Here is a 22741-nt window from a genome sequence, read left to right on the forward strand (position 1 = left end):
CCCCGGCGGCCGGCACCCGCGGCCGGCCGCCGCCCCGTCCCGCCCGGCAGCCCCCGGAAGGAGCCCGCGCCCGTGACCACCTACCGGATCGGCCAGATCGTCCCGAGCTCCAACGTCACCATGGAGACCGAAGTCCCGGCGCTGCTGCGGGCCCGTGAAGCGGTCGCGCCCGAGCGGTTCACCTTCCACTCCAGCCGGATGCGGATGACCAGGGTCACCCCCGAGCAGCTGCGCGCGATGGACGCCGAGTCCGACCGGTGCGCGGTCGAACTCTCCGACGCCCGGGTCGACGTACTCGGCTACGCCTGCCTGGTCGCCGTGATGAGCACCGGCCCCGGCTACCACCGCGAGGCCGAGCGGCGACTGCACCGGCGCACCGCCGAGAACGGCGCACCGGCGCCGGTGGTCACCAGTGCCGGCGCGCTGGTCGCCGGGCTGCACACGCTGGGCGCGCGCAGGGTCGTGCTGGTCACGCCGTACCTGCGGCCGCTGGCCCGCACCGTGGTGGACTACCTGGCCCACGAGGGCATCGAGGTGCTCGACCACGCGGCCCTGGAGATCCCCGACAACCTCGACGTGGCCGCCCACGACCCGGCGAAACTGCCCGCCATCGCGGGCGGCCTCGCCCACGCGCGGGCCGACGCCGTGGTGCTCTCGGCCTGCGTGCAGATGCCCTCGCTCGCCGCCGTCGAGGAGGCCGAGCAGCAGCTCGGAAAGCCCGTCGTCTCGGCGGCGATCTGCACCGCGCACCAGCTGCTGCGGGCCCTCGGCCTGCCGGCCTTCGCCCCCGGGGCCGGTCACCTGCTCTCCGGCGCCTACGCCGAGGCGCCGCCCGCGGTGCCGCCCGCGGTGCCGCCCGCCGTGCAGCAGGCGGTGCCGCCCGCGGTGCCGCCCGCGGTGCCGCCCGCGGTGCCGCCCGCCGTGCAGCAGGCGGCGCTGCGGGCGGCCGGGTCCCCGACGGCCGCCGCCGTGGCCCGGACCGGCGCCGAGCCCCCGGCCGGAGCCGCCCCACCGCTATGATCACCACGAGCTGCCGGGGAGGAGGGCCCACCATGTCGGAGAACACATCCCGGCCGAGCTCCCTCATCCACACCATCTACGGCGAGTTCGTCCGCCGCCTCGGCGGCTGGATCTCGATAGCGGACCTGATCGCGCTGATGGCCGAACTGGACGTCGACGGCCCCGCCGTCCGTTCGGCCATCTCCCGCCTCAAGAAGGCCGGCACGCTGATCCAGGAGCGCCGCGACGCCACCGGCTACCGGCTCGGCCCGGCGATGGGGCCGGTCTTCGAGGAGGGCGACCGCCGGATCTTCCACAGCCTGGAGCCCGCCGAACTCGCCGACGGCTGGGTGGTGGCGGTCTTCTCCGTGCCCGAGGCCGAACGCGCCCACCGCCACCAGCTGCGCTCCCGGCTCAGCTGGCTCGGCTTCGGCAACGCGGCCCCCGGCGTCTGGCTGGCGCCCGCCCGGCTGCTCCCGGACGCCCGGCGGCTGCTGGAACGGCTCGGCCTGAGCGCCTACGTCCACCTCTTCCTCTCCGCCGAGTACGCGGGCTTCGCCGAACTGCGCACGGCCGTCTCCGGCTGGTGGGACTTCCCCGCGATCGAGGCGCAGTACGCGGCCTTCACCGACGCCTGGCACCCCGTCGCCGCCGAACTGCGCGGCCGGGCGCCCACCGAGCCGGTCGAGGCGTTCCGTGCCTACGTCCCAATGCTCACCCAGTGGCGCCGGCTGCCGTACCTCGACCCGGGCCTGCCCGAACCGCTGCTGCCCGCGGACTGGAACGCCGTCGCGGCGCGGGCCGTCTTCACCGAGCTGCACACGCTGCTCGCCGACCCCGGCCTGCGCCACGTCGAGAAGGTCACCGGGCTGCCGGCCGCCCTCCCGCAACCCCAGGAGCCGTCATGACCGACCTGACCCCCGCCGCCCCGCACCGGCGCACCGCCGACCTGCTGGTCCGCGCGGCCGCGGTGCACACGCTCGTCCCCGGGGAGGCGCCGCAGCGCGCGATCGCCGTCACCGGCACCCGGATCACCGCCCTGTCGCCCGCGCCCGACGGCCTGGACGGGCTCGTCGGCCCCGACACCGAGGTGCTGGACGCGCCCGCCGCCACGGTGCTGCCCGCCTTCGACGACACGCACACCCACCTGATCCTCGCCGGGCACAGCGTCCACGGCGTGCCCGTCCACCGGGCGCGGGACATCCCCGGGTTCCTCGCCCTGATCCGCGAGCGCGCCGCCCGCACCCCGGCCGGCGAGTGGATCCGCACCACCGTCAACTGGCAGGAGGTGCAGCTGACCGAGCAGCGGATGCCGACCACCGAGGAGCTCGACCGGGCCACCACCGACCACCCCGTGCTGGTCCGCCGCGGCGCCTACAACATGGTGCTCAACTCGGCCGCGCTGCGGCTGGCCGGCATCACCGCCGACACCCCCGCCCCGCCCGGCGGCGTGATCGAACGCGACCCGCGCGGCCGGCTGACCGGACGCCTGGTCAACACGGCGATCGAGCTGGTCGAACGGGTCCTGCCGCGCCCCGCACCCGCCGAGCGGATCGAGGGCCTGCGCGCCGCCTCGGCCGACTACGCCGCCACCGGGATCGGCACCGTCCGCGACTGCCTCGTCCCCGTCGAGGACCTGGAGGTGCTGCGGGCGGCCCGCGCGGCCGGCGTGCTCGCGGTGCGGGTCCGGGCGCTGGTCTCCGGCTTCGCGGCCCGCACCCCGGCGCAGGTGGACGCGCTGCTCGACCGGATGGACGCCTGGCGCGCCGCCGGCGAGGACGACGACCTGCTGCGGGTCTGGGGCGTCAAGTTCGGCATCGACGGCGGCTTCGAGGCCGGCGCCCTGGAGGAGCCGTACCAGGGGCAGCCCTGCTACCACGGCAGGCTGCTCTGGGAGCCGGACGCGCTCGCCGCGGCCGTCGACCGGGTGGTCGAACGCGGCTGGCGGGTCGGCGTGCACGCCTGGGGCGACCGCGGCCTGCGCACCCTGCTGGACGTCTTCGAGACCGTGCTGAAGCGCCGGCCGGGCCTGCCGCCCGGCACGCTGGTGATCGAGCACGGCGGGCTGGCCCACGCCGACCAGCGGGCCCGGGCGATCTCGCTCGGCATCCCCGTCACCGTGCAGCACCCGCTGCTGCACGACGGCGCGCTCGCCCAGCAGCGGGCCTGGGGCGAGGAGCGGACCAGCGGCATCTTCCCGCTGCGGGAGTGGCTGGACGAGGGCGCGCTGCTCGCGGCCGGTTCGGACTTCCCCGTCGGCCCCTACGGCGCGATGGTGTCGGTGTGGGGCATGACCACCCGCCGGACGGTGGCCGGGGTGGTCGGGCCCGAGCACGCGATCGGGCGGGCGGAGGCCGTCGCCCTGCACACCGTCGACGCCGCCCGGCTGCTGGGCGAGAGCGCCGAGCGCGGCAGCCTGCGGCCGGGGGCACTGGCCGACCTGACGCTCTGGGCGGTCGACCCGCTCGCCTGCCCGGTCGAGCAGCTGCGCGAACTGCGGCCCGGGCGCACGGTGCTGGGCGGGCGGACGGTCCACGCCGCGGAGCTCTGAGCGGCGGTACGGGGTGCGGCGGCACTCGGGGGGCGGTACGGGGTGCGGGCGGTACTCGGTGCGGGCGGGCGGCCCGGCCGTCACGGCTGCCCCGGCCCGAGGCCTCACGGCTCCGCGGGCCGCACCTCCTGGAGCAGGCCCCAGGTGAAGTCCGCGGTGCACGGGTGCGGGCGGCCGGCCGCGTCCGGGGCGGTGAAGTCGAGCCGGAACCGGGTCGGCGCGCTGCCCTCGCGCGGCACCGCCGGCGGGAATGCCGCCCCCAGGTCGGCCACCACGCAGCTCCACGGCGTGAGGTCGGCGAGCGTCCGCAGCACGGGCGCGGGGGCGTCGTCGGCGCGGACCAGCCACTCGTTCAGCAGCGGGGAGCCGGCCTCCGCCGGTCCCAGCAGCACTTCGAAACGGAGCCCGGGCCAGAGCGGGAGCGCCCACTGCTGCACGGTGCAGGCGAGGTCGCCGATCCGGCGCGGCGCCGTCGCCTTCGGCGGACCGAGCACCGCGGCCGTACGCCGGGCGCCGCGCGGGAACCCGGGCGAGCGGATCATCGCCTGCCAGCGCCGGTTCGCCTCCCGCATGCTGCCGCGGGAGACGCCGAGCCGCTGCACGGCCTGCTCGACCAGGACGGGGTTGAAGTCGGCCATCCGGCGCAGCAGCACGAGTGGGAACTCTGTCGTGCCGAAGCCGTTGATCGCCATACCGGCAGGCTAGGGCACGCTGCGACTGCTCCGGCCGCGCAGGTTGCCGGGTTGCCGGCTGTGTCGCTGTGACGCTGTGACGCGATGTTGCCGAGTCGATGTGCCGCGATGTCGCTGCATCGCTGAGTCGATGTATCGCTGTGCCAGGGGTCGGAGGGCGGAGGCGTGCGGTGGTGATCGACCGCATCCCGGGCGATCTGCCCTTCGATCGCTTTTCGATCGTGCGATACGATTTGATCGATCACCGAGCGTTCGGCGAAACCAGCAGCAGAACCGGCAGAAGGAGACGTCATGGCCGCGTCGGCGGACAAGCGTCGGGCCCGCATCCTCGAAGTGGTGCGCGAGCTCGGCACGGTCCGGGTGGCGGACCTCGCCACCCGGCTCGGCATGCCCACCGTGACCGTCCGCCGGGACGTGGCGACCCTCGCCGACGCCGGCCGGCTGCGCCGCTCGCACGGTTCGGTGACCCTGCCCGACGCCGGAGCGCCCGGCGGCCCGGGCGGCGCCGGCGCCCACGGCACGACCACCGCGACCGGCTCCGACCTCGCCGGGCGGGCCGCACCGGACGGCCGTGGCCGCGTCATCGGCATGCTGGTGCCGACCGTCGGCTCCTACTTCGACGAGATCATCGACGGCGCCCGCTCGGCCGCCACCGCCGCCGGCGCCCGGCTGGTGCTCGGCATCTCCCCCTACGAGGCCCGCGACGACCGCGGCCAGGTCGCCCGGACCCTGGAGTCCGGCGTCGACGGCCTGCTGCTCACCCCCAACTGGCTGCCCGGCGGCCCCGCCGAAGAGGGCGACTGGCTGCGCGACCTGCCCGTCCCCTCCGTCCTGGTCGAACGGCGGGCCGCCCCCGGCAGCGCCGCCGCCGAGCTGGACGCGGTCGGCTCCGACCACCGGCACGGCGTGCTGCTCGCCCTGCGCCACCTGGCCGGGCTCGGCCACCGCAGCGTGCTGCTCGCCGCCCGGCACGACACCTGGACGGCCCACGAAGTCCGGGCCGGCTACACCGAGGCCGTCCGCATCCTCGGCCTCGAACCCCGCCCCACCCTCGACCTGCACCACCCCGGCGGCGGGCCGCTCACCCCCGCCGACCCGGAATGGGTGGCCGACCAGCTCGCCGTCAGCGCCGGGGAGGGCGTGCGCGCCGTCCTCGTCCACAACGACCGCGACGCCATCCAGCTCCCGCCGCTGCTGCGCGCCCGCGGCCTGCGCGTCCCCGAGGACATCGCGCTGATCTCCTACGACGACGTGTTCGCGGCCCTCACCACGCCGCCGCTGACCGCCGTCGCCCCGCCCAAGCGCGCCGTCGGCGCCGTCGCCCTCGACCTGCTGCTGCGCCGGCTGAGCCCGAGCGACCTGCCCGCCCATCACATCGCCCTGCTCCCCACCCTCAAGGTGCGCGCCTCCTGCGGCGCACTCCCCCGGCAGGACTGAGCCGCCGCCCCGGCGGCGGGGCGGCGGCACGACGGCGTCGCGGCGGCACGACGGCGTCGCGGCGCCGCGGCGTCAGGACACCGGCGGTCAGGCCCCGGCGGCCAGCCCCGTCAACAGGTCGGCCCCGGCGGCCAGCAGGGGCGGCAGCGGGGCCGCCGCCGGGTGCCACGGCGCCTCGTACTCCCAGCAGACCCAGGCCCCCGGCGGCAGCAGGCGCACACAGGCGGCGATCGGCAGGACGCCCGCGCCCAGCGGGAGCGGCGTCCGGTCCCCGGCCCCCGCGATGTCCTTGACCTGCACGTGGCCGAGGTGGGTCGCCAGCGCGGCGGACGTCTGCGCGGGCGTCTCGCCGGCCAGGTGGGTGTGCATCAAGTCCCAGAGGGCGCCCACGGCGGGGTGGTCCACCCGGTCGAGCAGGTCCGCGAGGCGGCGGCCGGCGCGGTGGGAGTCGTGGGTCTCGACCAGGACCCGGACGCCGAGCCGGGCCGCGTCCGCCGCGACCGCGTGCAGCCGCCGGACCGCCCGGGCGTCGGCCTCCGCCGCGGGACCGTCGCCGCCGTGCGGGAACACCCGGACGGCGGGCGCCCCGAGGTCGGCCGCCAGCCGGAGCGCGCCCCGCAGCCCGGCGACCAGCGGGCCGTCCGCGCCGGGCGCGGCCACGCCCAGGTAGGAGGCGAGGGCGATCGGCCTGACGCGCGCGGCGCGCAGGGTGCGAACGGCGGCGCGCCGTTCGCCCGCGGCCATCGCGGGGTGGACGGTCTCGCCGTCGGCGCACCGCAACTCCAGGCCCTGCCAGCCGTGGTCGGCGGCCAGCCGGGCCGCGTCGGCGAGCGGGAGCCCGGGCACGCCCAGGGTGGAGAACGCGAGCGGCACGACGCCCCCTCAGCCGCGGTGGACGGCGACGGACCCGGCGGCGAGCTGCGCCCGGTGCCCGCTGCCGTCCGGCCAGCGCACGGTGACCCGGTACCCGCCGGGCACCGCTTCGGTCCGCACGGACACCTCCCCGGGCACCGGCGCCCCGGCCGCTCGGCCGTCCGGGAGCGGCACTTCCTGCGCCGGCCCCGCCGTCCGGGCCAGCCGGCTCGTGCAGACGAACAGCCCGTCGCCGGTGCCGCCGGTGCCGGTACGGCTACTGCCGGTGCTGCCGGCCGCCCAGGGGACGGTCGCGCGCGGGCCGAAGGCCGTCCCGCCCGGGGCGTCGTCCACCCCGACCGCGCGGTAGCCGTGCACCGCCGTCAGCTCCGCGCGCAGCACCCCCGTCGCGCCGGGCCCGCCCTCCGCGCTGACCCGGGCGCGCAGACCCTCCGCCGTTCCGGACGCCCGCTCACCGGCCACCGCCCAGCCGCCCTGGCGGACTTCGGTACCGGGGTCGGCCCCGGTCACCAGGTGGACGAGGACCTCCTCCGCCGCATGGGCGAGGGTCAGCGAGGTGACGGTGACACCGGGGAGTTCCCGCCCGCCGATCCGGGGGCGGTGCGCGGACGCCGCCCAGCCGTCGCCCGTCCCCAGCGGCCGGATCCGGCCGCGCTCGCCGGCCACCCCGCCGACCACCAGGGTGAACCGGTTGTCGGCCGGACCGTCGGCCCGGTCCGCGCCCACCGGCCCGCCGGCTCCCGGACCGCCGACCGCCGGACCGCCGACCGGCCCCGTTGCCGTGGAGTGCGCGAAGCGCGCGTACAGCGGGTCGTCCGGTTGGACGGTGTCGGCGGGCTGGTCGTCGCTGCCGTGGTTGTGCAGCCGGACGATCCCGTCGGCCACGGTCGACTGGACCAGCCAGCCGGGGGCGGGCAGCGCCACCACCGCGTCCGCCGCCTCGGCCGGGCCGGGCTCCTCGGGCTCGGTCCAGACGGGGTGGTCGGCGGGGAGGAGCAGGCCGAGGAAGCCCTTGCTCGCCCAGTACGGCGACGCCGGGCCGGAGTACGCCTGGACCAGCGGCGGATGGGCGCCGTACCAGCCCAGCGCGAGCAGGCCGTCCGCACCAACGGCGCCGCGGTCGACGAAGTGCCGCAGCGCGCCGGAGGCGATCCGGCGGGTGGCACCCGGGCTGAGCGGGGTGTGGCCGGTGAGCGCCCCGGCCCAGAGCGGGGCGGCCGCGGCGAACCGGTAGCTGAGCGAGCGGCCCTGGTGGACGGGAGCGCCGTCCGCGCCGAACAGCCTTGCGTAGCCGTCGAGATGGGCGGCGAGCCGGGCACCGTAACGGGCGGTGCGGGCGGCGTCCCCCGCGAGGTGGGCGTCCAGCACGGGGTAGAGGTGCAGGGCCCAGCCGTTGTAGTGGTCGAAGGCGCGGGGGCGGCCGTCGGTGTACCACCCGTCGCCGAGGTACCAGGGCTGGATCCGGTCGAGGCCGCGTCGGACGGCCGCCCGGGCGGCCTCGGTCTCGATGCCCACCTCGGCGAGGAAACCGCCGACGGTGAGCGGGAAGAGCCACCAGTTGTTGTCGACGGGGGCGCGGTGCAGCGCGTCCGCGAGCCAGCGGCCGGCGCGTTCGCGGACGGGCTCGTCGAGCCGGTCCCAGAGCCAGGGCCGGGTGAGCCGCAGGGCGGTGGCGATCGAGGCGGCCTCGACCAGGGGCTGGCTGCGGTCGGCGATGACGCCCCACGACTCGCCGTCGCCGTCGGCGAGGTCGCGCTCGGTGGTGGGCCGGCGGGTGCCGGCGTCGAGGCCGGCGGCATAGCGTTCGAGCAGCCCGTGCGGGTCGGCGCCGTCCGCTCCGGCGATGCGGAAGGCCGCGAGCAGGAAGGTGCGGGCGAAGCCCTCCAGGCCGTCGGAGCGCCGCCCGGAGCTGCTGGGGCGCGGTCCGGGCAGGTTGATCAGCGCCCGGCCCGGGGAGGCGTACGGGCGGACCGCGGTGAGCAGGGTGTCGGCAACGGCCTCCCAGTGGGCCCTGGTCCAGCCGGTGTACGGGCTGGTACGGCGGTCCTCGGGTGGCAGTTGCATGGCACGTCCTTCGTCCGCAGGGGTGGCGGGCCGAATCTAGGAACTTATTGATCGATAGTCAATGCAAGAGGTCGAATGACCGCTCCGATCGACAGGTGATCGTCGATTGATCGCCCGCCGAGCGCCCAAAGCCCCCAGATCCACAGGTCATTTAGGACTTCGCGGCTGATCGGGCCACTGCCGAGGTCGATCCACTGTCGATCGTTCGATACAACAGGCTTGACTCCGATCGAATGCGGGCTCAGGATGGCGTCGTCCCCGACCGACCGCTCCCCCGGCCGTCGGGCTCCCCGGCGTACACCGCCCGTCCGGGAGCCGTGTCACGCCTTCCCCCGCCCGCCGTGCACGGCGGCGGCCCGGTACAGCTGCGGCCCCGTACAGCTGCGGCCCCTCCGCCCGCTCGACCTGCCCGAAGGCATCCACCGCGCCGCCCGCGCCGCCCGAGCCACCCCGATCCGCGCAAGCAAGAGGAGAACTCCATGCCCCAGAGGGTGATCGGCATCGTCATGAACGGTGTCACCGGCCGCATGGGCTACCGCCAGCACCTCGTCCGCTCGATCCTCGCCATCCGCGAGCAGGGTGGCCTCGACCTCGGCAACGGCGACGTGCTCCGCCCCGAGCCCATCCTGGTCGGCCGCAACGCCGGCAAGCTGAAGGAACTCGCCGACCGCCACGGCCTGGAGCACTGGACCACCTCCCTCGACGAGGCCCTCGCCCACCCGCTCGCCGAGATCTACTTCGACGCCCAGGTCACCACCGCCCGCGAGAGTGCCCTGCGCACCGCCATCGCGGCCGGAAAGCACATCTACACCGAGAAGCCGACCGCGGAATCCCTCGACGCGGCGCTGGAGCTGGCGCGGCTCGCCCGGGCGGCCGGAGTCCGCAACGGTGCCGTGCAGGACAAGCTCTTCCTGCCCGGGCTGATCAAGCTCAAGCGGCTGGTCGACAGCGGGTTCTTCGGCCGGATCCTGTCCGTGCGCGGTGAGTTCGGCTACTGGGTCTTCGAGGGCGACTGGCAGGATGCCCAGCGCCCGTCCTGGAACTACCGCGCCGAGGACGGCGGCGGCATGATCCTGGACATGTTCCCGCACTGGCGTTACGTGCTGGACAACCTGATCGCCCCGGTCCGCTCCGTCTACGCCCACACCGCCACCCACATCCCGCAGCGCGTGGACGAGCAGGGCCGCCCCTACCCGGCGACCGCCGACGACGCCGCCTACGGCATCTTCGAGCTGGAGGGCGGCGTCACGGCCCAGATCAACTCGTCCTGGGCGGTGCGGGTCGACCGGGACGAACTGGTCGAGTTCCAGGTCGACGGGACGCACGGCAGTGCCGTCGCCGGTCTGCGCAACTGCCGCTTCCAGCACCGCGCGGGCACGCCCAAGCCGGTCTGGAACCCGGACCTCGCCGTCACCGAGCCGTTCCGCGACCAGTGGCAGGCCGTGCCCGACAACGCCGAGTTCGACAACGGCTTCAAGATCCAGTGGGAGCTGTTCCTCCGGCACGTCGCCACCGGATCCGACTACCGCTGGGACCTCCTCGAAGGGGCCAAGGGCGTCCAGCTGGCCGAGCTCGGCCTCGCCTCCGCCCGCCAGGGCCGCCGCCTCGACGTCCCCGCACTGGAGATCTGATGGCCCACCTCACCCTGCCCGGCCACGGCCGCTACCGGCTCCGCTCCCCCGAGCCGCTCACCGTTCCGGCCGGCCCCGCCACCTCCCGCACCGCCTTCGCCGCCGCGCACGTCGTCGCCGACCCCCTCGGCGACAACGCGCCGGGCGCTCCCGCCGCCGTCGACTGGCAGGCCACGCTGGCCTTCCGCCACCGCCTGTGGTCCCTCGGCCTCGGCGTGGCCGACGCGATGGACACCGCCCAGCGCGGCATGGGGCTGGACTGGCCGGCGACCCGCGAACTCATCCTCCGCTCCGGGGCCGAGGCCCGCGCCGTCGGGGGCCGGCTCGCCTGCGGTGTCGGGACCGACCAACTGCCCTCCACACCATCGACTCCGACCGATGTCCAGGATGCCTACGAGCAGCAGCTCGCGGTGGTCGAGGAGGCCGGCGCCCAGCCCGTCCTGATGGCCAGCCGAGCCCTGGCCGCCGTCGCCGAGGGCCCCGAGGACTACCTGCGCGTCTACTCCCGGCTGATCGGCCAGGCCTCCCGGCCCGTCGTCCTGCACTGGCTCGGCGACATGTTCGACCCCGCCCTGACCGGCTACTGGGGCTCCGCCGACCTCGACGCCGCCACCGGGACGGTCCTCACCCTGATCCGGGAGCACGCCGCCCGGATCGACGGCATCAAGGTCTCCCTGCTCGACGCCGACCGCGAGGTCGCGCTGCGCCGCGCCCTCCCCGCCGGCGTCCGCCTCTACACGGGCGACGACTTCCACTACCCCGAACTCGTCCGGGGCGACGAACTCGGCCACAGCGACGCCCTGCTGGGCATCTTCGACCCGATCGCCGGCCACGCCGCCGCAGCCCTGCACGCCCTCGACGCGGGCGACCACGACCGCTACGACGCGCTGCTCGGCCCGACCCTGCCGCTCGCCCGCCACCTGTTCGCCGCGCCCACCTACCACTACAAGACCGGCATCGTCCTCCTCGCCTGGCTCGCCGGCCACCAGGACCACTTCACCATGGTCGGCGGCGCCCAGAGCGGCCGCTCGCTGCCGCACCTGATCGAGCTCTTCCGGCTGGCCGACCTCGCCGGAGTCCTGCCCGACCCGGATCTCGCCGCCCACCGGATGCGGACCCTGCTCGCCCTGGCGGGGGTGGCGGCGTGAACCGGCTCTCGCTCAACCAGATCACCACCGAGCGGTGGAGCCTGGCCGAGGCCGTCCGGGGCTGCGCCGAGGCCGGTCTGCCCGCCATCGGGCTCTGGCGCGACAAGGTCGCCGAGACCGGCACCGCCGAGGCGGCCCGGCTGGTCCGCGAGGCCGGTCTCGTCGTCAGCAGCCTCTGCCGCGGCGGGTTCCTCACCGCGACCGGGCCGGACGAGCGCCGCGCCGCCCTCGCCGACAACCTCCGGGCGATCGAGGAGGCCGCCGAACTCGGCACCGACACCCTCGTCCTCGTCGTCGGGGGCCTCCCCGAGGGCAGCCGCGACCTGGCCGGCGCCCGCGCCCGCGCGGCCGACCTGATCGGCGAACTCGCCCCGCACGCCGGTGACTTCGGCGTCCGGCTCGCCATCGAGCCACTCCACCCGATGTTCTGCGCCGACCGGGCCGTGATCTCCACCCTCGGCCAGGCGCTCGACCTCGCCGCGCCCTTCCCCGCCGGCCAGGTCGGCGTGGTGGTCGACAGCTACCACCTCTGGTGGGATCCGGACCTCGCCCGGCAGCTCGCCCGGGCCGGCCGCGAGCAGCGGATCGCCGCCTACCAGGTGTGCGACTGGACCACTCCGCTCCCCGCCGACGCCCTGCTCGGCCGCGGCCACGTCGGCGACGGCCACATCGACTTCGCCGCCCTCACCCGGCAGGTCACGGCCGCGGGCTACACCGGCTGGGTCGAGGTCGAGATCTTCAACGAGCAGGTCTGGCGGACACCCGGCGCGCAGACCCTCCGCACCCTGATGGATCGTCATAGCACGTATGTGGAGCCGTACCTAGCACCTTCCGGGGGCAGCGCGTGAGGATCGTCCTGGCCCCGGACTCGTTCAAGGGGACGGCCACCGCCGCGGACGCGGCCGCCGCGCTCGCCGAGGGCTGGCACACCGCCCGCCCCGGTGACGACCTGCTGCTCCGCCCGATGGCGGACGGCGGCGAGGGCACCCTCGCCGCCGTCACCGCCGCCCGCCCCGGCGCGACCGTCCACCGGCTCCCCGGCTGCACCGGCCCGGACGGCCGGCCCGTCACCGGCGCCTGCGCCGTGTTCCCGGACGGCACCGCGCTGGTCGAGCTCGCCACCGCGAGCGGGCTCCCACTGCTCGGCCCGGACCTGGCGCCGCTCACCGCCACCACCCGCGGCACCGGCGAGGCCGTCGCCGCCGCGCTCGACCGCGGCGCCCGCCGCCTGCTGATCGCCCTCGGCGGCTCCGCCGGGACGGACGGCGGCGCGGGGTTGCTGGCCGCCCTGGGGCTGCGGCTGCTCGACCGTGACGGGCGGCAACTCCCGGACGGCGGAGGTTCGCTGGCCGAGCTCGCGACCGTCGACCGGAGTGGGCTGCGGCCCGCCCCGCCGGGCGGCGTCCGGCTGCTCACCGACGTCACCAACCCGCTGCTCGGCCCCGACGGCGCCGCCGCCGTGTACGGGCCGCAGAAGGGGGCCGGCCCGGCCGACATCGCCCGGCTGGAACAGGGTCTGGCCCGGCTGGCCGCGCACCTCGGCGGGGATCCGGCCGCCCCCGGCGCGGGTGCGGCCGGCGGCACCGCCTACGGACTGGCCGCCGCCTGGGGTGCCACGACCACCCTCGGCGCCGCCGCCGTGGCCGATCTGCTCGGCCTCGACGCGGCCCTGGCCGGGGCCGATCTGGCCGTCTCCGGCGAGGGCCGGTTCGACGCGACCAGCCTGCGGGGCAAGGCCGTCGGCGAGGTAACGCAGCGCGCCGCACGGGCGGGCGTGCGCACCGTCGTGGTCGCCGGCGAGTCCGCGGACCCCACCGTCCTCACCCTGACGGGCCTCGCGGGCTCCGCCGGGGCGGCCCGGTCCCGGGCGCTCCACTGGCTGCGGGAGGCCGGGGCCCGGCTCGCCGCCGGCCACGGCCGGCGCGGCCCCGCCGCGGATCGCCCCCCACCCCTCGACCCCCCGCGGTGAGCAGCCAGGTGGCGAGGGCGGCACCGTCCCGACGGTGCCGTCAGCCCGCCGCGCCGGCCAGCGCCCGCTCCCGCCGCCGGATGCCGTGCAGCTCCGTGACGATGTCGTGCAGCGTGCGGCAGCCGGCCGGGTCCACCGCATCGACCGCGGGCCCGGCGGCCGGCCCGGCCCGCCCCTCCAGCACGTCGGCCACCGCGCCCACCGCCGCGACGATCCGCCGGGCCGTCACCTCGTCGGGCCGCTCCAGGCCGTGGGCGAGCCGGATCGCGCAGGCCGTCGCGGCATCGGCGATCCGCTCGGCGCAGAGCGCCACCGTCAGCCAGTCGCGGCCCGGGTCCGCGAGCAGCTCGGCGCGGACCGTCTCGGCCGCCACCCGGGCCTCCGCGAGCGCCCGGTACGCCTGCCGGCGCAGCTCGGCGCGCCGCGCCGGATCGTCCGGCGCCCCCGCCGGGCCGGGCACGGCGAGCACGTCGTGCAGATAGCGCTGGGTGTGCCGCAGCGCCTCCGCGCACCGGTGGCCGACCCGGGCCCGGGTGTTCACCAGCCGCGGCAGGTGCCCGACCACGAGCACCACGGCGCAGGCGAGCGCCGTGTCCGTCAGCCGGGACGCCGCGGCCTGGGTGTCGCCGCCGGCGGAGACGAAGGCGAGCACGGTGAGCGTGACCACCGCGGTCTGCAGGGCGAAGTGCCGCAGCGCGGGGGCGATCAGCGCCCCGCAGAGTGCGACCGCCACCACCGTCGGCCAGGGCCCCGGCGCGGGCCCGTACCCGGCCGCGGCCGCCACCGGGCCGAGGGCGGCGAAGAGCAGGACGCCGGCGGCCGTCCCGACGAAGCGGTTGACCACCCGGGAGAACAGCGGGCCGTAGTCGGGCTTCACCAGGAAGGCGGCCGTGACGGGCAGCCAGTACCAGTGGTCGGCGTGGAGCAGGAGCGCGAGCGCCGTGGTGACGGCGACGCAGGCGCCGACCCGCAGCCCGTACTCGCGGCCCACCGGGCCCGCGGGGTCGGCGCCGCGGCGGGTCCGGCGGGGCCGACGCGGCGCCGGCCGCTCGAACTGCTCCGGGCCCGGGGTGCCGGTGCCGCCCGGGCGGTGGTCGAAGGCGAGCCCGGCGGCCAGGACGGCGCGGTCGAAGGCGCTGCGGGCCGGGCCGGCGGCCACCGGCACCGACAGCGGGCCGGGTGCGGTGTCGCGGCGGACGGCCTCGGCGAGGCGGTGCGGGCCGGCGAGTACCCGGACCGGCAGCGGCTCGCCCTCCCAGAGCAGGGCGACGCTCGCCTCGCAGAGGGCGGACGCGGCGGCGAAGCGCTCGTCGAGGCGGAGTTCGTCGGGCCGGCGCGGGCCGGGCCGGCGCAGCAGCCGCTGGAGGCGCAGTGCCTCGTCGGCCCGGTCGAGGGCCACGGTGAGCCCCCGGCGGGCGGGTTCGGCCCCGGGGGTGCCGACCGCGCGCAGCGCCGCGGCGAGGGCGTCGAACACGGCGGCGACGGCCGCCCGTTCGCCGTGCAGCCGGCGGAAGGCCGGCGGCGGTCGGAGGGCGAGGCGCAGCAGCAGGGCCCACCCGCCGCCGAGCAGGTACCAGCCGGCCTTCGTCCAGGCCGGGCCGGCCATCGGCATGCCGCAGCCGACGGCGGTGAGCACCAGCAGTTGCACGCCGGCCGCCGAGCTGACCGGCCCGGCCACGCTGGCGGCGCCGCAGACCGCGCCCACCGCGGCGAGCAGGGCCACCGCCCACCAGCCGGGTGCCTGGCCGATCAGCAGCCCGGCGGCGCCGGCGAGGGCCGGTACGCCGACCAGGGCGGCGGCCGAACGGGCGGTGCCGGGGCGGTCGTTGATACTGCCGAACATCGCGGCGAGGCCGGCCAGGACGCCCGCCTGGGGGCGCCCGCAGGCGGCGGCCGCCGCGAGCAGCGGGCCCATTCCGAGGGCGCCGCGCAGCACACCGCCCCACGGGAGCGGTCCGGGCTGCCGGGCCAGCGGGTGGCGCAGCCAGTCGGGTGCTCTGGTGTCGGGGCGGTGCACGCTGTCCTCGGTCCGGTGGGTTCGGGGTCTCCACCGGCACCCTACGCGCGCCGTCCTACCGGGCTGCTTCCTGCGGGTAACGCCGCGGTTTCCCCGGTCCGGGCACCGGAGCGTTGCCCGGCCCGGGCGGCACCGGCCCGGGCGGCACCGGCCCGGGCGGCACCGGTCCGGGAAGTGGCCCGGGCGGCGCCGGTCACCCTCAGTTCGAGGGGCAGACCGTCCCCGCCGCCGGCAGCGTGCCGTCCACCAGGTACGCCGCGGCGGTCTCCCGCACGCACGCGCTGTGCCAGTACCCGGTGTGCCCGTCACCGTCCCGCGTCAGCAGCACGCCGTGCTCGAAGCCGGACGCCATCCGCTGGGCCCACGCGTACGGCGTGACGGGGTCGCCGGTGGAACCGACGACCAGGATCGGGCCGGTGCCGGCCGCCTTCACCGTGTGCGGCCGCTCGGTCGACCGGTACGGCCAGGGGCGGCAGTCGGGATCGAGCAGGGCGACCCGGGTGTCGTGCTTTCCGACGAGCGGGGCCCGCACGGCGAGGTCGGCGAGCGCCGCGCGGAGGTCCGCGTCGGTGGGTGCCAGCAGGGCGTCCGCGCAGTGGACGGCGACGAACGCGTCGGCGGAGGCGCCGTAGTGGCCGTCCTCGTCGCGGCCGGTGCCGGCGTCGCCGAGCCTGAGCAGCTCGTCGGCGTCGCCGCGGGTGAGGGCCGGTCCGACGGCGGTGCGCACGAGTTCCCAGGAGCTCTGGCCGTCGTAGAGGGCGGCGAGGACGCCGGTCCAGCCGAGCGTGGCGGTGACGCGGCGGCCGTTGCCGGCGGTCAGCGGGTGGTCGCGCAGGCCGTCGAGGAAGTCGGCCAGCACCTTCGGGGCGGTGGCGGGGTCGCTGCCGAAGGGACAGGACTCCACCGACGTGGCGCAGTCGGCGGCGAAGGCCTCGAACTCGGTCTCGGTGGCGGCGGCCTGGTCGGCGTCCAGGTGCATCAGGTCGGTGCTGCGCTCGACGGCGCCGTCGAGGACCATCCGGCCGGTCCGTTCGGGGAACTCCTCGGCGTAGAGGGCGCCGAGGTAGGTGCCGTAGGAGAAGCCGACGAAGTCGAGCTTGCGCTCGCCGAGGGCGCCGCGCAGCAGGTCGAGGTCGCGGGCCGCGTCGCGGGTGCCGACGTGGGCCAGGAGAGCGCCGTACTTGGCCCCGCAGGCGTCGGCGAGGATGCGGCCGCGGTCGTAGGCCGGGTCGTCGGTGGTGGTCCACTCGGCACGGGTGGCGTCGTCGAGGCAGCCGATCGGGCTGGTGCCACCGGCACCGCGCGGATCGAAACTGACGAGGTCGTAGTGGTCGTGCAGCGGGCCGCGGTAGCCCGTCCACCCCCACTCCAGCATCGCGGTGCCGGAGTTGCCGGGCCCGCCGGGATTGAACACGAGGGAGCCGAGGCGCTGCTGCTGGTCGGCGGCGGGCACCCGGACGACAGCGACGTCCAGGGTCTCACCGTCCGGCGAGGCGTAGTCCAGCGGGACTTTGAGGGTGCCGCACAGCACGGTCTCGTCCTCCTGGGCGGCGCCGTCGGTGCAGGGTATCCAGTCGATCTGCTGGTCGTAGAGGGCACGCAGGGCCGGGGCGGCGGTGGCGGAGACCATCTCGGCGACCGGGGGGCGGGTCGCCGGGCCGCCCGCCCGGACGCCGCCCGCCTCCGGCCCGCTCGGCGTGGTACAGCCGGCCGGCAGGGCGAGGGCGACGACCAGGGCGAGGAGCGCGCGGCGCGGGAAGCGGGAGATCGCAGAGTGCACCGCCCACGAATACCACGACACCACCGGATCGATCGATTCGTTTCCCCGGGCAGCACCGGAGTACCGCCGGTGGCACGGCCCGCGGCCGCCGGTGGCGCGGGGGGGCCACCGTGGGAAAGTGCCCGCTCCGCACCACGGGCGCGGGGCTCGCGGCCGGGCGCGCCCGGGCCGTGCGGCTCACGCCGGCCCGACGGACCTCCCGCCGGGCCGGGCCGCCGGGGTGGCCGTCCCGCAGAACCGGGCGCCGGCCCAGGTGACGGCCGCGGCGCAGGTGGCGCCGAGGACGGCGCCGGCCAGCACGTCGCCGGGGTAGTGCACGCCGGTGTGCACCCGGGAGTAGCCGACCGCGGAGGCGAGCACGCCGAGCGGCAGGGCGGCCTCCGGCAGGACGGCGCCGGCCGCCACCGCGAAGGCGACGGCGGAGGCGGTGTGGCCGGACGGGAACGACGGGGAGGCCGGCATGGGCACGTGACGGCCCACCACGACCTCGGCGGCCGCCCGGTTCGGCCGCGGGCGGCGGGCGAGCCGCTTGCCCAGCAGGTTGGCCGTCGCGGAGGCGAGGCCGATCGCGGCGACGCCTCCGAGCGCCGCCCGGCGGGTCCGGCCGGGCCGCAGCGCGAGCAGGGCGGCGACGGTGAGCGAGATCTTCGAGTGGTCGGCGGCCCGGGAGAGCCGGCGCAGCCCGGTGTCGAGGACCGGGGTGTCGACGGTGGCGACGGCCGCGTAGACGACCTGGTCGATCGTCTCCAGGTCGCGCAGCAGCGGGACGGTCGGGGCGTGGTCCTTCTGGGGCACGGAGTTCCTCATCGGGGTGGGGTGTCGCGGTCCGGGGGCAGTCGGTCCGGGGGCTGGGGGCGGGCGAGCGCGAGCGCGACGAGCCGGCGCCAGTCCAGCGGCAGATCGGTGACCGGTGCCCCCGGCCGGTGCACCGGCACCCGGACGCGCAGCGCCAGCGGCCGGACGACGCAGCGGACGGGCGGCACCAGGCGCAGCGCCTCGCCGTCGACGGCGACGGCCAGGCCCTCGGGGCCGGCGGCGGGGCTGGTGACGACGACCTCGCGGGCCGTCAGCGTCCGCAGGCCGGAGGCCCGGGCGCCGCGCAGGGCGATCTCGGCGGCCTGCGCGGGCCCCTCCACCCGGATGCCGAACACGCCGAGCACGCCGCCGTCCAGACGGGCCCGCCGGCCGGCGGCCAGCGGGTCGGCGCCGGTGTAGGCGTTGTTGCTGACCAGCAGGGCCTGCTGCCCGTCGAGCCGGACGTCGTCGGCGCTGGCCTGCAGCCGCCGGTCGGGGCCGCCGAGCAGCAGGGCGGGCAGCGCCTCCAGCGCGGTGCCGACCTTGGCGTCCCGGTAGGCGGGGCTCTGCACGATCTCCGCGTAGGCCCCGAAGGAGACGGTGTTGACGAAGGGGAGCCCGGCGACGGTGCCGAGGTCCACGCGCAGTTCCTCGCCGTCCGTCAGCGCGTCCAGGCAGCGGGACGGGTCGGTGCGGTCCAGCCCGAGGTCCATGGCGAAGTGGTTCCGCGTGCCGGCCGAGACGACCAGGAACGGCACGTCGTGCTCGGCGGCGACGGCGGCGACCAGGGCCTGGGTGCCGTCGCCGCCGGCGACGCCGAGCAGGTCCGCGCCGTCGGCCACGGCACGGCGGGCGAGTGCGGTGACGTCGACCTTGTCCGGCCCGTCCAGCAGGGCCACCTCGGCACCGAGCCGGCGGGCCCGCTCGGCCAGGCCGAACCGCTCGACCTTCCCGCCGCCGGAGCGCGGGTTCATGATCAGGAAGGGCCGCTGCGGCCGGGGCGTGCGGTGCGCGCGCATCGGGCGGGGCGGGCGGACGAGGTGCAGGCCGGTCCGCGCGCAGCCGAGCGAGAGCGCCCACAGCGCCAGTGCGCCCAGCACGGGGAGCCAGACCCCGGCGGTGGCGTACACCGCCACCACGGCGGCCGGCGCTCCGAGGGCCACCAGCGCGCCGGCCAGCCGCCCGAGCCCGTGGTGGGTCAGGGCCCACCAGAGCCCGGCGGCCGCGAGGGCCAGTCCGAGGAGTCCGACCAGGGGCACGACCAGCCCGGCTCTGCCGATCACGAGCAGCAGCAGGACGATCGCGCCGGCGGCGGCGAGCAGCGCGAGCCGCGCCAGGGTGCGGGCCCGGACGGAGCCGCGCGGATCGCTCGGGCCGCTCACCCCTCGCTCACCCCTCGCTCGCCTCCCGTTCCTCGCCGCGCCGCGGGCGTGTCCCGGTCCTCCCGGTCCACGCCCCGGCTCTTCCACCGACCGGCTTCCACCAGCTGCTCCGACCTGCCGTTCCGACCTGCCGTTCCGACCTGCCGGGCGGTCCCGTTCGGGGCCGCCCGGTCCCAGCCTCCCCGCTCGCGGCCCGGCCATGCCCCCGGGTTCCGGCGGACGGCCGCGGCCGTCCCCCCACCCTCGGGTACGCCCGGGCCGCCCGCAGGCCGGTCTGCGCCGATCGGGCGACCCCGTCGGACGCCCCGCCGAGCGACCGGCGCACCCAGTGGCTACCGGCGGCGGGGAACCGATCCGCCCGGGGGTACCGCATGGCCGACCAGGGCCGCACCACCGACCGGAGCGACGCGCCCGGCCCGGAGCACGGCTCCGGGGAGAGCACCGGCACCGTCCTGCTGGCGGGGGCCGCCAACCTCGCCATCGCGCTCGCGAAGGGCCCTGGCCGGGGTGGTCAGCGGCTCCGGTGCCATGCTCGCGGAGGCCGCGCACCTTCAGCTGGGCCGCCAGCAGCCCGGCGTCGACGCCGTGGCCCGCGACGTCGCCCAGCAAGGCGGCGGTGGAGCCGTCCGGGAGGGCGAGGGTGCCCAGGTAGTCGCCGGCGAGCAGACCCTCGGCGGGGACGAGGACGGCGTGCGTCACCAGCCCCGGGCCGGGCGGGCCCTGCGCGGTGAGGATCCGGTGCAGGCCGGTCGCGCAGGCGCCGTTCTGCAGCAGCGCCTCGCGGTCGCGGCGGGCCTGCCACTGGGTCTGCTTCAACGGTCCGGGGTCGGGGGAATTCCCCAATTGGCCCGCCCGGACGGCCCGCCTAGGGTCTGTCGCAGCCGGCGCAGCCGGCCGGTTCCGGGGCGAGGGGAGAGCGCGCGGTGGCTGCTGGAGGGGCGGTGCGGAGCGGGGTCGTGCCGGTGCTGGCCGCGCTGCTCGGGGTGCTGCTGCTGGGCGAGCGCCCCGGCCGCTGGGCGGCGCTCGGGATGGCGCTCCTGCTGGCGGGCCTGGTCGTGGTGGCCCGGCCGGTCCGCCCCCGCGGGCCGGCGGCCGCCGAACCGGCCTGACGGCCGCCGGCCCGGGTGCGGCCCGCCGCCCCCGACGCCTTCCCGCTCTGGACGGTCCCCGGGTAGCCCGGCCCGCACCGGCCGGGCGCACCCCACCGAGGCGTCCGCACCGCCGGGAGGGCGCCCCCGGCCGAGTTGCCGAAGCCGCCCGGCCTGCGATCGTGGTCTAGAGAAATCCGCCGAGGAGGTGGGGGCGTGCCCGAGGACGAGGCCGGGGAGGCCGGTGCCGCGCTCCTGGAGGCCCTGTTCACCCAGGCACCGATGGGGCTGTTCATCACCGACCCGGAGCTCCGGGTCGTCCGCTACAACCGGGCCGCCGGCGGCCCCGACGGCTTCCGCCCCGAGCAGGTGCTCGGCCGCACCCTGGACCAGTGCGCCCCGGCCCTGGCCACCCCCGAGCTGCTCGCCCTCGCCGAACAGGTCCTGGCCGGCGGCGAGACCGTCCGGAGCCGGCTCGTCCGCGGCCGCTACCCGGACGAGAACGGCCAGGAGGTGTCACTGTCCCTGTCGCTGTTCCGGCTGAGCGACCACAACGGCCGGGTGCTGGGGCTGGCCCTGCTGGCCGAGGACGTGACGGTCCGGGAGACCGCCCTGGGCCGGCTGCGCATCCTCGACCGCGCCCACCAGGTGATCGGGAACACCCTCGACGTCACGGCCACCGCCCAGGAACTCGTCGAGGTCGCCGTCCCGGCCTTCGCCGACGGGATCGTCGTGGACGTCCTGGAGGACGCCGTCCAGGGCCGCCGGCTGCAACCCGGCCAGGTCGGCCCCGACGCCGTGCTGCGGCGCGCCGCCCGCCGCAACGTCGACGCCGGCCCGCCGCTGATCGATCCGGGTGAGCTGCTCGCACTCCCGCCGCACACCCCGTACTCGCAGAGCCTGGCCGACCTGCGGCCCCGGCTGATCGCCGACGTGACGGGTGACGAACCGTGGTTCGCCGGCGACCCCGTACGGGCCCGGCGGCTCTCCGCGCTCGGCGTGCACTCCCTGCTGGTCCTCCCGCTGACCGTCCACAACACGGCACTCGGCCTCGCCGTGCTCTACCGCCACCGCCGCCGCGACCCGTTCGGACCGGACGACCTGCGGCTCGCCGAGAAGCTCGCCTCCCGGACGGCGATGAGCCTGGACCGGGCGCACGCGTACGTACGCGAGCGGACCATCGCGACGGCGCTCCAGCGCCACCTGCTGCCGGCCGGGCCGCCCGACACCTCGGCGGCCGAAACAGCCCACCTGCTGCTGCCCGGCGACCACGGCGCGGACTGGTTCGACGTCATCCCGCTCTCCGGGGCCCGGATCGCGCTGACCGTCGGCACGGTGTCCGGCCGCGGCATCGAGGCCGCGGCCGCCATGGGGCAGCTGCGCACCGCCGTCCAGACCCTGGCCGCCCAGGACCTCGCACCCGACGAACTGCTCACCCGGCTGGACGAGGCGGCCGCCCGGCTCGCCGCGGACGCCGCGCCCGGGCCGGCCGGGCGCGAGTTCGGGCAGCCGGCCGCCAGCTGCCTCTACCTGGTCTACGATCCGGTCTCCCGCCGCTGCACCGCGGCGAGCGCCGGCCATCACCCGCCGCTCGTCCTCGCCCCCGACGGCAGCGACGTCGCACTGCCCCTGCGCGCCGGGCCGCCGCTCGGCGCGGGCGGCGGCCGCGGCAGCGCGACGGCCGAGCTGGCGGAGGGCAGCCTGATCGCCCTGTACAGCCGCGGCCTGGTGGACCGGCGCGACCGGCCGTCGGAGGACGGGCGCCGGGCGCTGCGGCGGATCCTGGGCACCCCCGACCACGACCTCGCGCAGCTCTGCGACGACGCCGCGTACGGTCTGCCGCCGGACCCGTCCGCGGACGACGCGAGCCTGCTGCTGGCCCGCACCCGCGTCCTGGGCGAGGACCGGGTGGCGCACTGGACGCTGCCGCTCGACCCCTCCGTGGTGGTCACCGCGCGCAGGCTGGCCGGCCACCAGCTCGCCGCCTGGCACCTCGACGGACTGACCGACAGCACCACTCTCGTCGTCAGCGAGCTGGTCACCAACGCCATCCGCTACGGCAGCCCGCCGCTGACGCTGCGACTGCTGCGCGACCGGGAGCTGATCTGCGAGGTCTCCGACGGGAGCAGCACCACCCCGCACCTGCGCATCGCCGACGAGACCGACGAGGGCGGCCGGGGCCTCTTCCTCGTCGGGCAGCTCAGCCGGCGCTGGGGCACCCGCTTCGCGGAGCGCGGCAAGACGATCTGGTCCGCCCAGGCCTACCCGGCGGACGACCGGGCCGGCTGAGGAGCGGCCCGCGTCCGGGTGCGCGG

The 22741-nt window shown here is 77.3% G+C and carries 17 protein-coding genes; 10 read left to right on the forward strand and 7 right to left on the reverse strand.

Features of this window, described 5'->3' with window-relative positions; translation table 11 throughout:
* Window positions 1-72: 72 nt before the first annotated feature.
* Genes OH807_RS05570 through OH807_RS05580 form a run of 3 tightly spaced genes read left to right on the forward strand, consistent with a single transcriptional unit; the run spans window position 73 to window position 3550 of the window.
* Window positions 73-1020, forward strand: a complete 948-nt coding sequence (locus tag OH807_RS05570) for an Asp/Glu racemase (RefSeq protein WP_406194615.1) — start codon at window positions 73-75, stop codon at window positions 1018-1020.
* A gap of 32 nt (window positions 1021-1052) precedes the next feature.
* Window positions 1053-1907 (forward strand): PaaX family transcriptional regulator C-terminal domain-containing protein, encoded by an 855-nt coding sequence (locus tag OH807_RS05575; protein ID WP_406194616.1) that lies wholly within the window; start codon window positions 1053-1055, stop codon window positions 1905-1907.
* Window positions 1904-3550: an amidohydrolase gene (locus OH807_RS05580; protein ID WP_406194619.1), complete on the forward strand. Its 1647-nt coding sequence runs from the start codon at window positions 1904-1906 to the stop codon at window positions 3548-3550. Before OH807_RS05575 ends, OH807_RS05580 begins: the two co-directional genes overlap by 4 nt.
* A gap of 104 nt (window positions 3551-3654) precedes the next feature.
* Here OH807_RS05580 and OH807_RS05585 read toward each other — a convergent pair whose 3' ends face one another.
* Window positions 3655-4242: a hypothetical protein gene (locus tag OH807_RS05585; protein WP_406194621.1), complete on the reverse strand. Its 588-nt coding sequence runs from the start codon at window positions 4240-4242 to the stop codon at window positions 3655-3657.
* A 291-nt stretch (window positions 4243-4533) separates the two neighbouring features.
* On the opposite strand from OH807_RS05585, the gene OH807_RS05590 reads away from it, so the two are divergent.
* Entirely contained in the window at window positions 4534-5679 is a 1146-nt protein-coding gene (locus OH807_RS05590) for a substrate-binding domain-containing protein (protein WP_406194624.1), read from the forward strand.
* An 87-nt stretch (window positions 5680-5766) separates the two neighbouring features.
* Here the strand turns inward: OH807_RS05590 and OH807_RS05595 are convergent, their stop codons facing one another.
* Window positions 5767-6552 carry a sugar phosphate isomerase/epimerase family protein gene (locus OH807_RS05595; RefSeq protein WP_406194626.1) on the reverse strand — a complete coding sequence of 262 codons (786 nt, stop codon included), beginning with the start codon at window positions 6550-6552 and terminating at the stop codon, window positions 5767-5769.
* A 9-nt stretch (window positions 6553-6561) separates the two neighbouring features.
* A complete protein-coding gene (locus tag OH807_RS05600) occupies window positions 6562-8616 on the reverse strand; it encodes a DUF2264 domain-containing protein (RefSeq protein ID WP_406194628.1) in 2055 nt (684 codons plus the stop codon).
* A gap of 479 nt (window positions 8617-9095) precedes the next feature.
* On the opposite strand from OH807_RS05600, the gene OH807_RS05605 reads away from it, so the two are divergent.
* From OH807_RS05605 to OH807_RS05620, 4 genes are read left to right on the forward strand one after another with little or no spacing between them, the layout of a single operon-like run.
* On the forward strand, window positions 9096-10247 hold the full coding sequence (locus OH807_RS05605; RefSeq protein WP_406194630.1) for a Gfo/Idh/MocA family protein: 1152 nt from the start codon (window positions 9096-9098) through the stop codon (window positions 10245-10247).
* Window positions 10247-11395: a dihydrodipicolinate synthase family protein gene (locus OH807_RS05610; RefSeq protein ID WP_406194632.1), complete on the forward strand. Its 1149-nt coding sequence runs from the start codon at window positions 10247-10249 to the stop codon at window positions 11393-11395. Before OH807_RS05605 ends, OH807_RS05610 begins: the two co-directional genes overlap by 1 nt.
* Entirely contained in the window at window positions 11392-12243 is an 852-nt protein-coding gene (locus tag OH807_RS05615; protein WP_406194634.1) for a sugar phosphate isomerase/epimerase family protein, read from the forward strand. Before OH807_RS05610 ends, OH807_RS05615 begins: the two co-directional genes overlap by 4 nt.
* Window positions 12240-13364 (forward strand): glycerate kinase, encoded by a 1125-nt coding sequence (locus OH807_RS05620; RefSeq protein ID WP_406194636.1) that lies wholly within the window; start codon window positions 12240-12242, stop codon window positions 13362-13364. Before OH807_RS05615 ends, OH807_RS05620 begins: the two co-directional genes overlap by 4 nt.
* 40 nt (window positions 13365-13404) lie before the next feature.
* Here the strand turns inward: OH807_RS05620 and OH807_RS05625 are convergent, their stop codons facing one another.
* The 4 genes from OH807_RS05625 to OH807_RS05640 all read right to left on the reverse strand — a co-directional run bounded on the left by OH807_RS05625 (window position 13405) and on the right by OH807_RS05640 (window position 19338).
* Window positions 13405-15381: an FUSC family protein gene (locus tag OH807_RS05625; RefSeq protein ID WP_406194638.1), complete on the reverse strand. Its 1977-nt coding sequence runs from the start codon at window positions 15379-15381 to the stop codon at window positions 13405-13407.
* A 199-nt stretch (window positions 15382-15580) separates the two neighbouring features.
* The gene (locus OH807_RS05630) at window positions 15581-17161 is read right to left on the reverse strand and encodes an alpha/beta hydrolase (protein WP_406194641.1); all 1581 of its coding nucleotides are present in this window, start codon (window positions 17159-17161) and stop codon (window positions 15581-15583) included.
* Window positions 17162-17338: 177 nt separating this feature from the next.
* Window positions 17339-17968 carry a phosphatase PAP2 family protein gene (locus OH807_RS05635; protein ID WP_406194643.1) on the reverse strand — a complete coding sequence of 210 codons (630 nt, stop codon included), beginning with the start codon at window positions 17966-17968 and terminating at the stop codon, window positions 17339-17341.
* Complete coding sequence (locus OH807_RS05640; RefSeq protein ID WP_406194645.1) at window positions 17965-19338, reverse strand: diacylglycerol/lipid kinase family protein; 1374 nt, start codon at window positions 19336-19338, stop codon at window positions 17965-17967. Before OH807_RS05640 ends, OH807_RS05635 begins: the two co-directional genes overlap by 4 nt.
* Window positions 19339-20261: 923 nt before the next feature.
* On the opposite strand from OH807_RS05640, the gene OH807_RS05645 reads away from it, so the two are divergent.
* Both OH807_RS05645 and OH807_RS05650 read left to right on the forward strand, forming a co-directional pair.
* Window positions 20262-20447: an EamA family transporter gene (locus tag OH807_RS05645; protein ID WP_406194647.1), complete on the forward strand. Its 186-nt coding sequence runs from the start codon at window positions 20262-20264 to the stop codon at window positions 20445-20447.
* 195 nt (window positions 20448-20642) lie between these two features.
* Entirely contained in the window at window positions 20643-22715 is a 2073-nt protein-coding gene (locus OH807_RS05650) for a SpoIIE family protein phosphatase (RefSeq protein WP_406194650.1), read from the forward strand.
* The last annotated feature ends 26 nt before the right edge of the window (window positions 22716-22741 follow it).

Source organism: Kitasatospora sp. NBC_01560, from assembly GCF_045208415.1.
In the GTDB taxonomy this organism is placed as follows: domain Bacteria; phylum Actinomycetota; class Actinomycetes; order Streptomycetales; family Streptomycetaceae; genus Kitasatospora.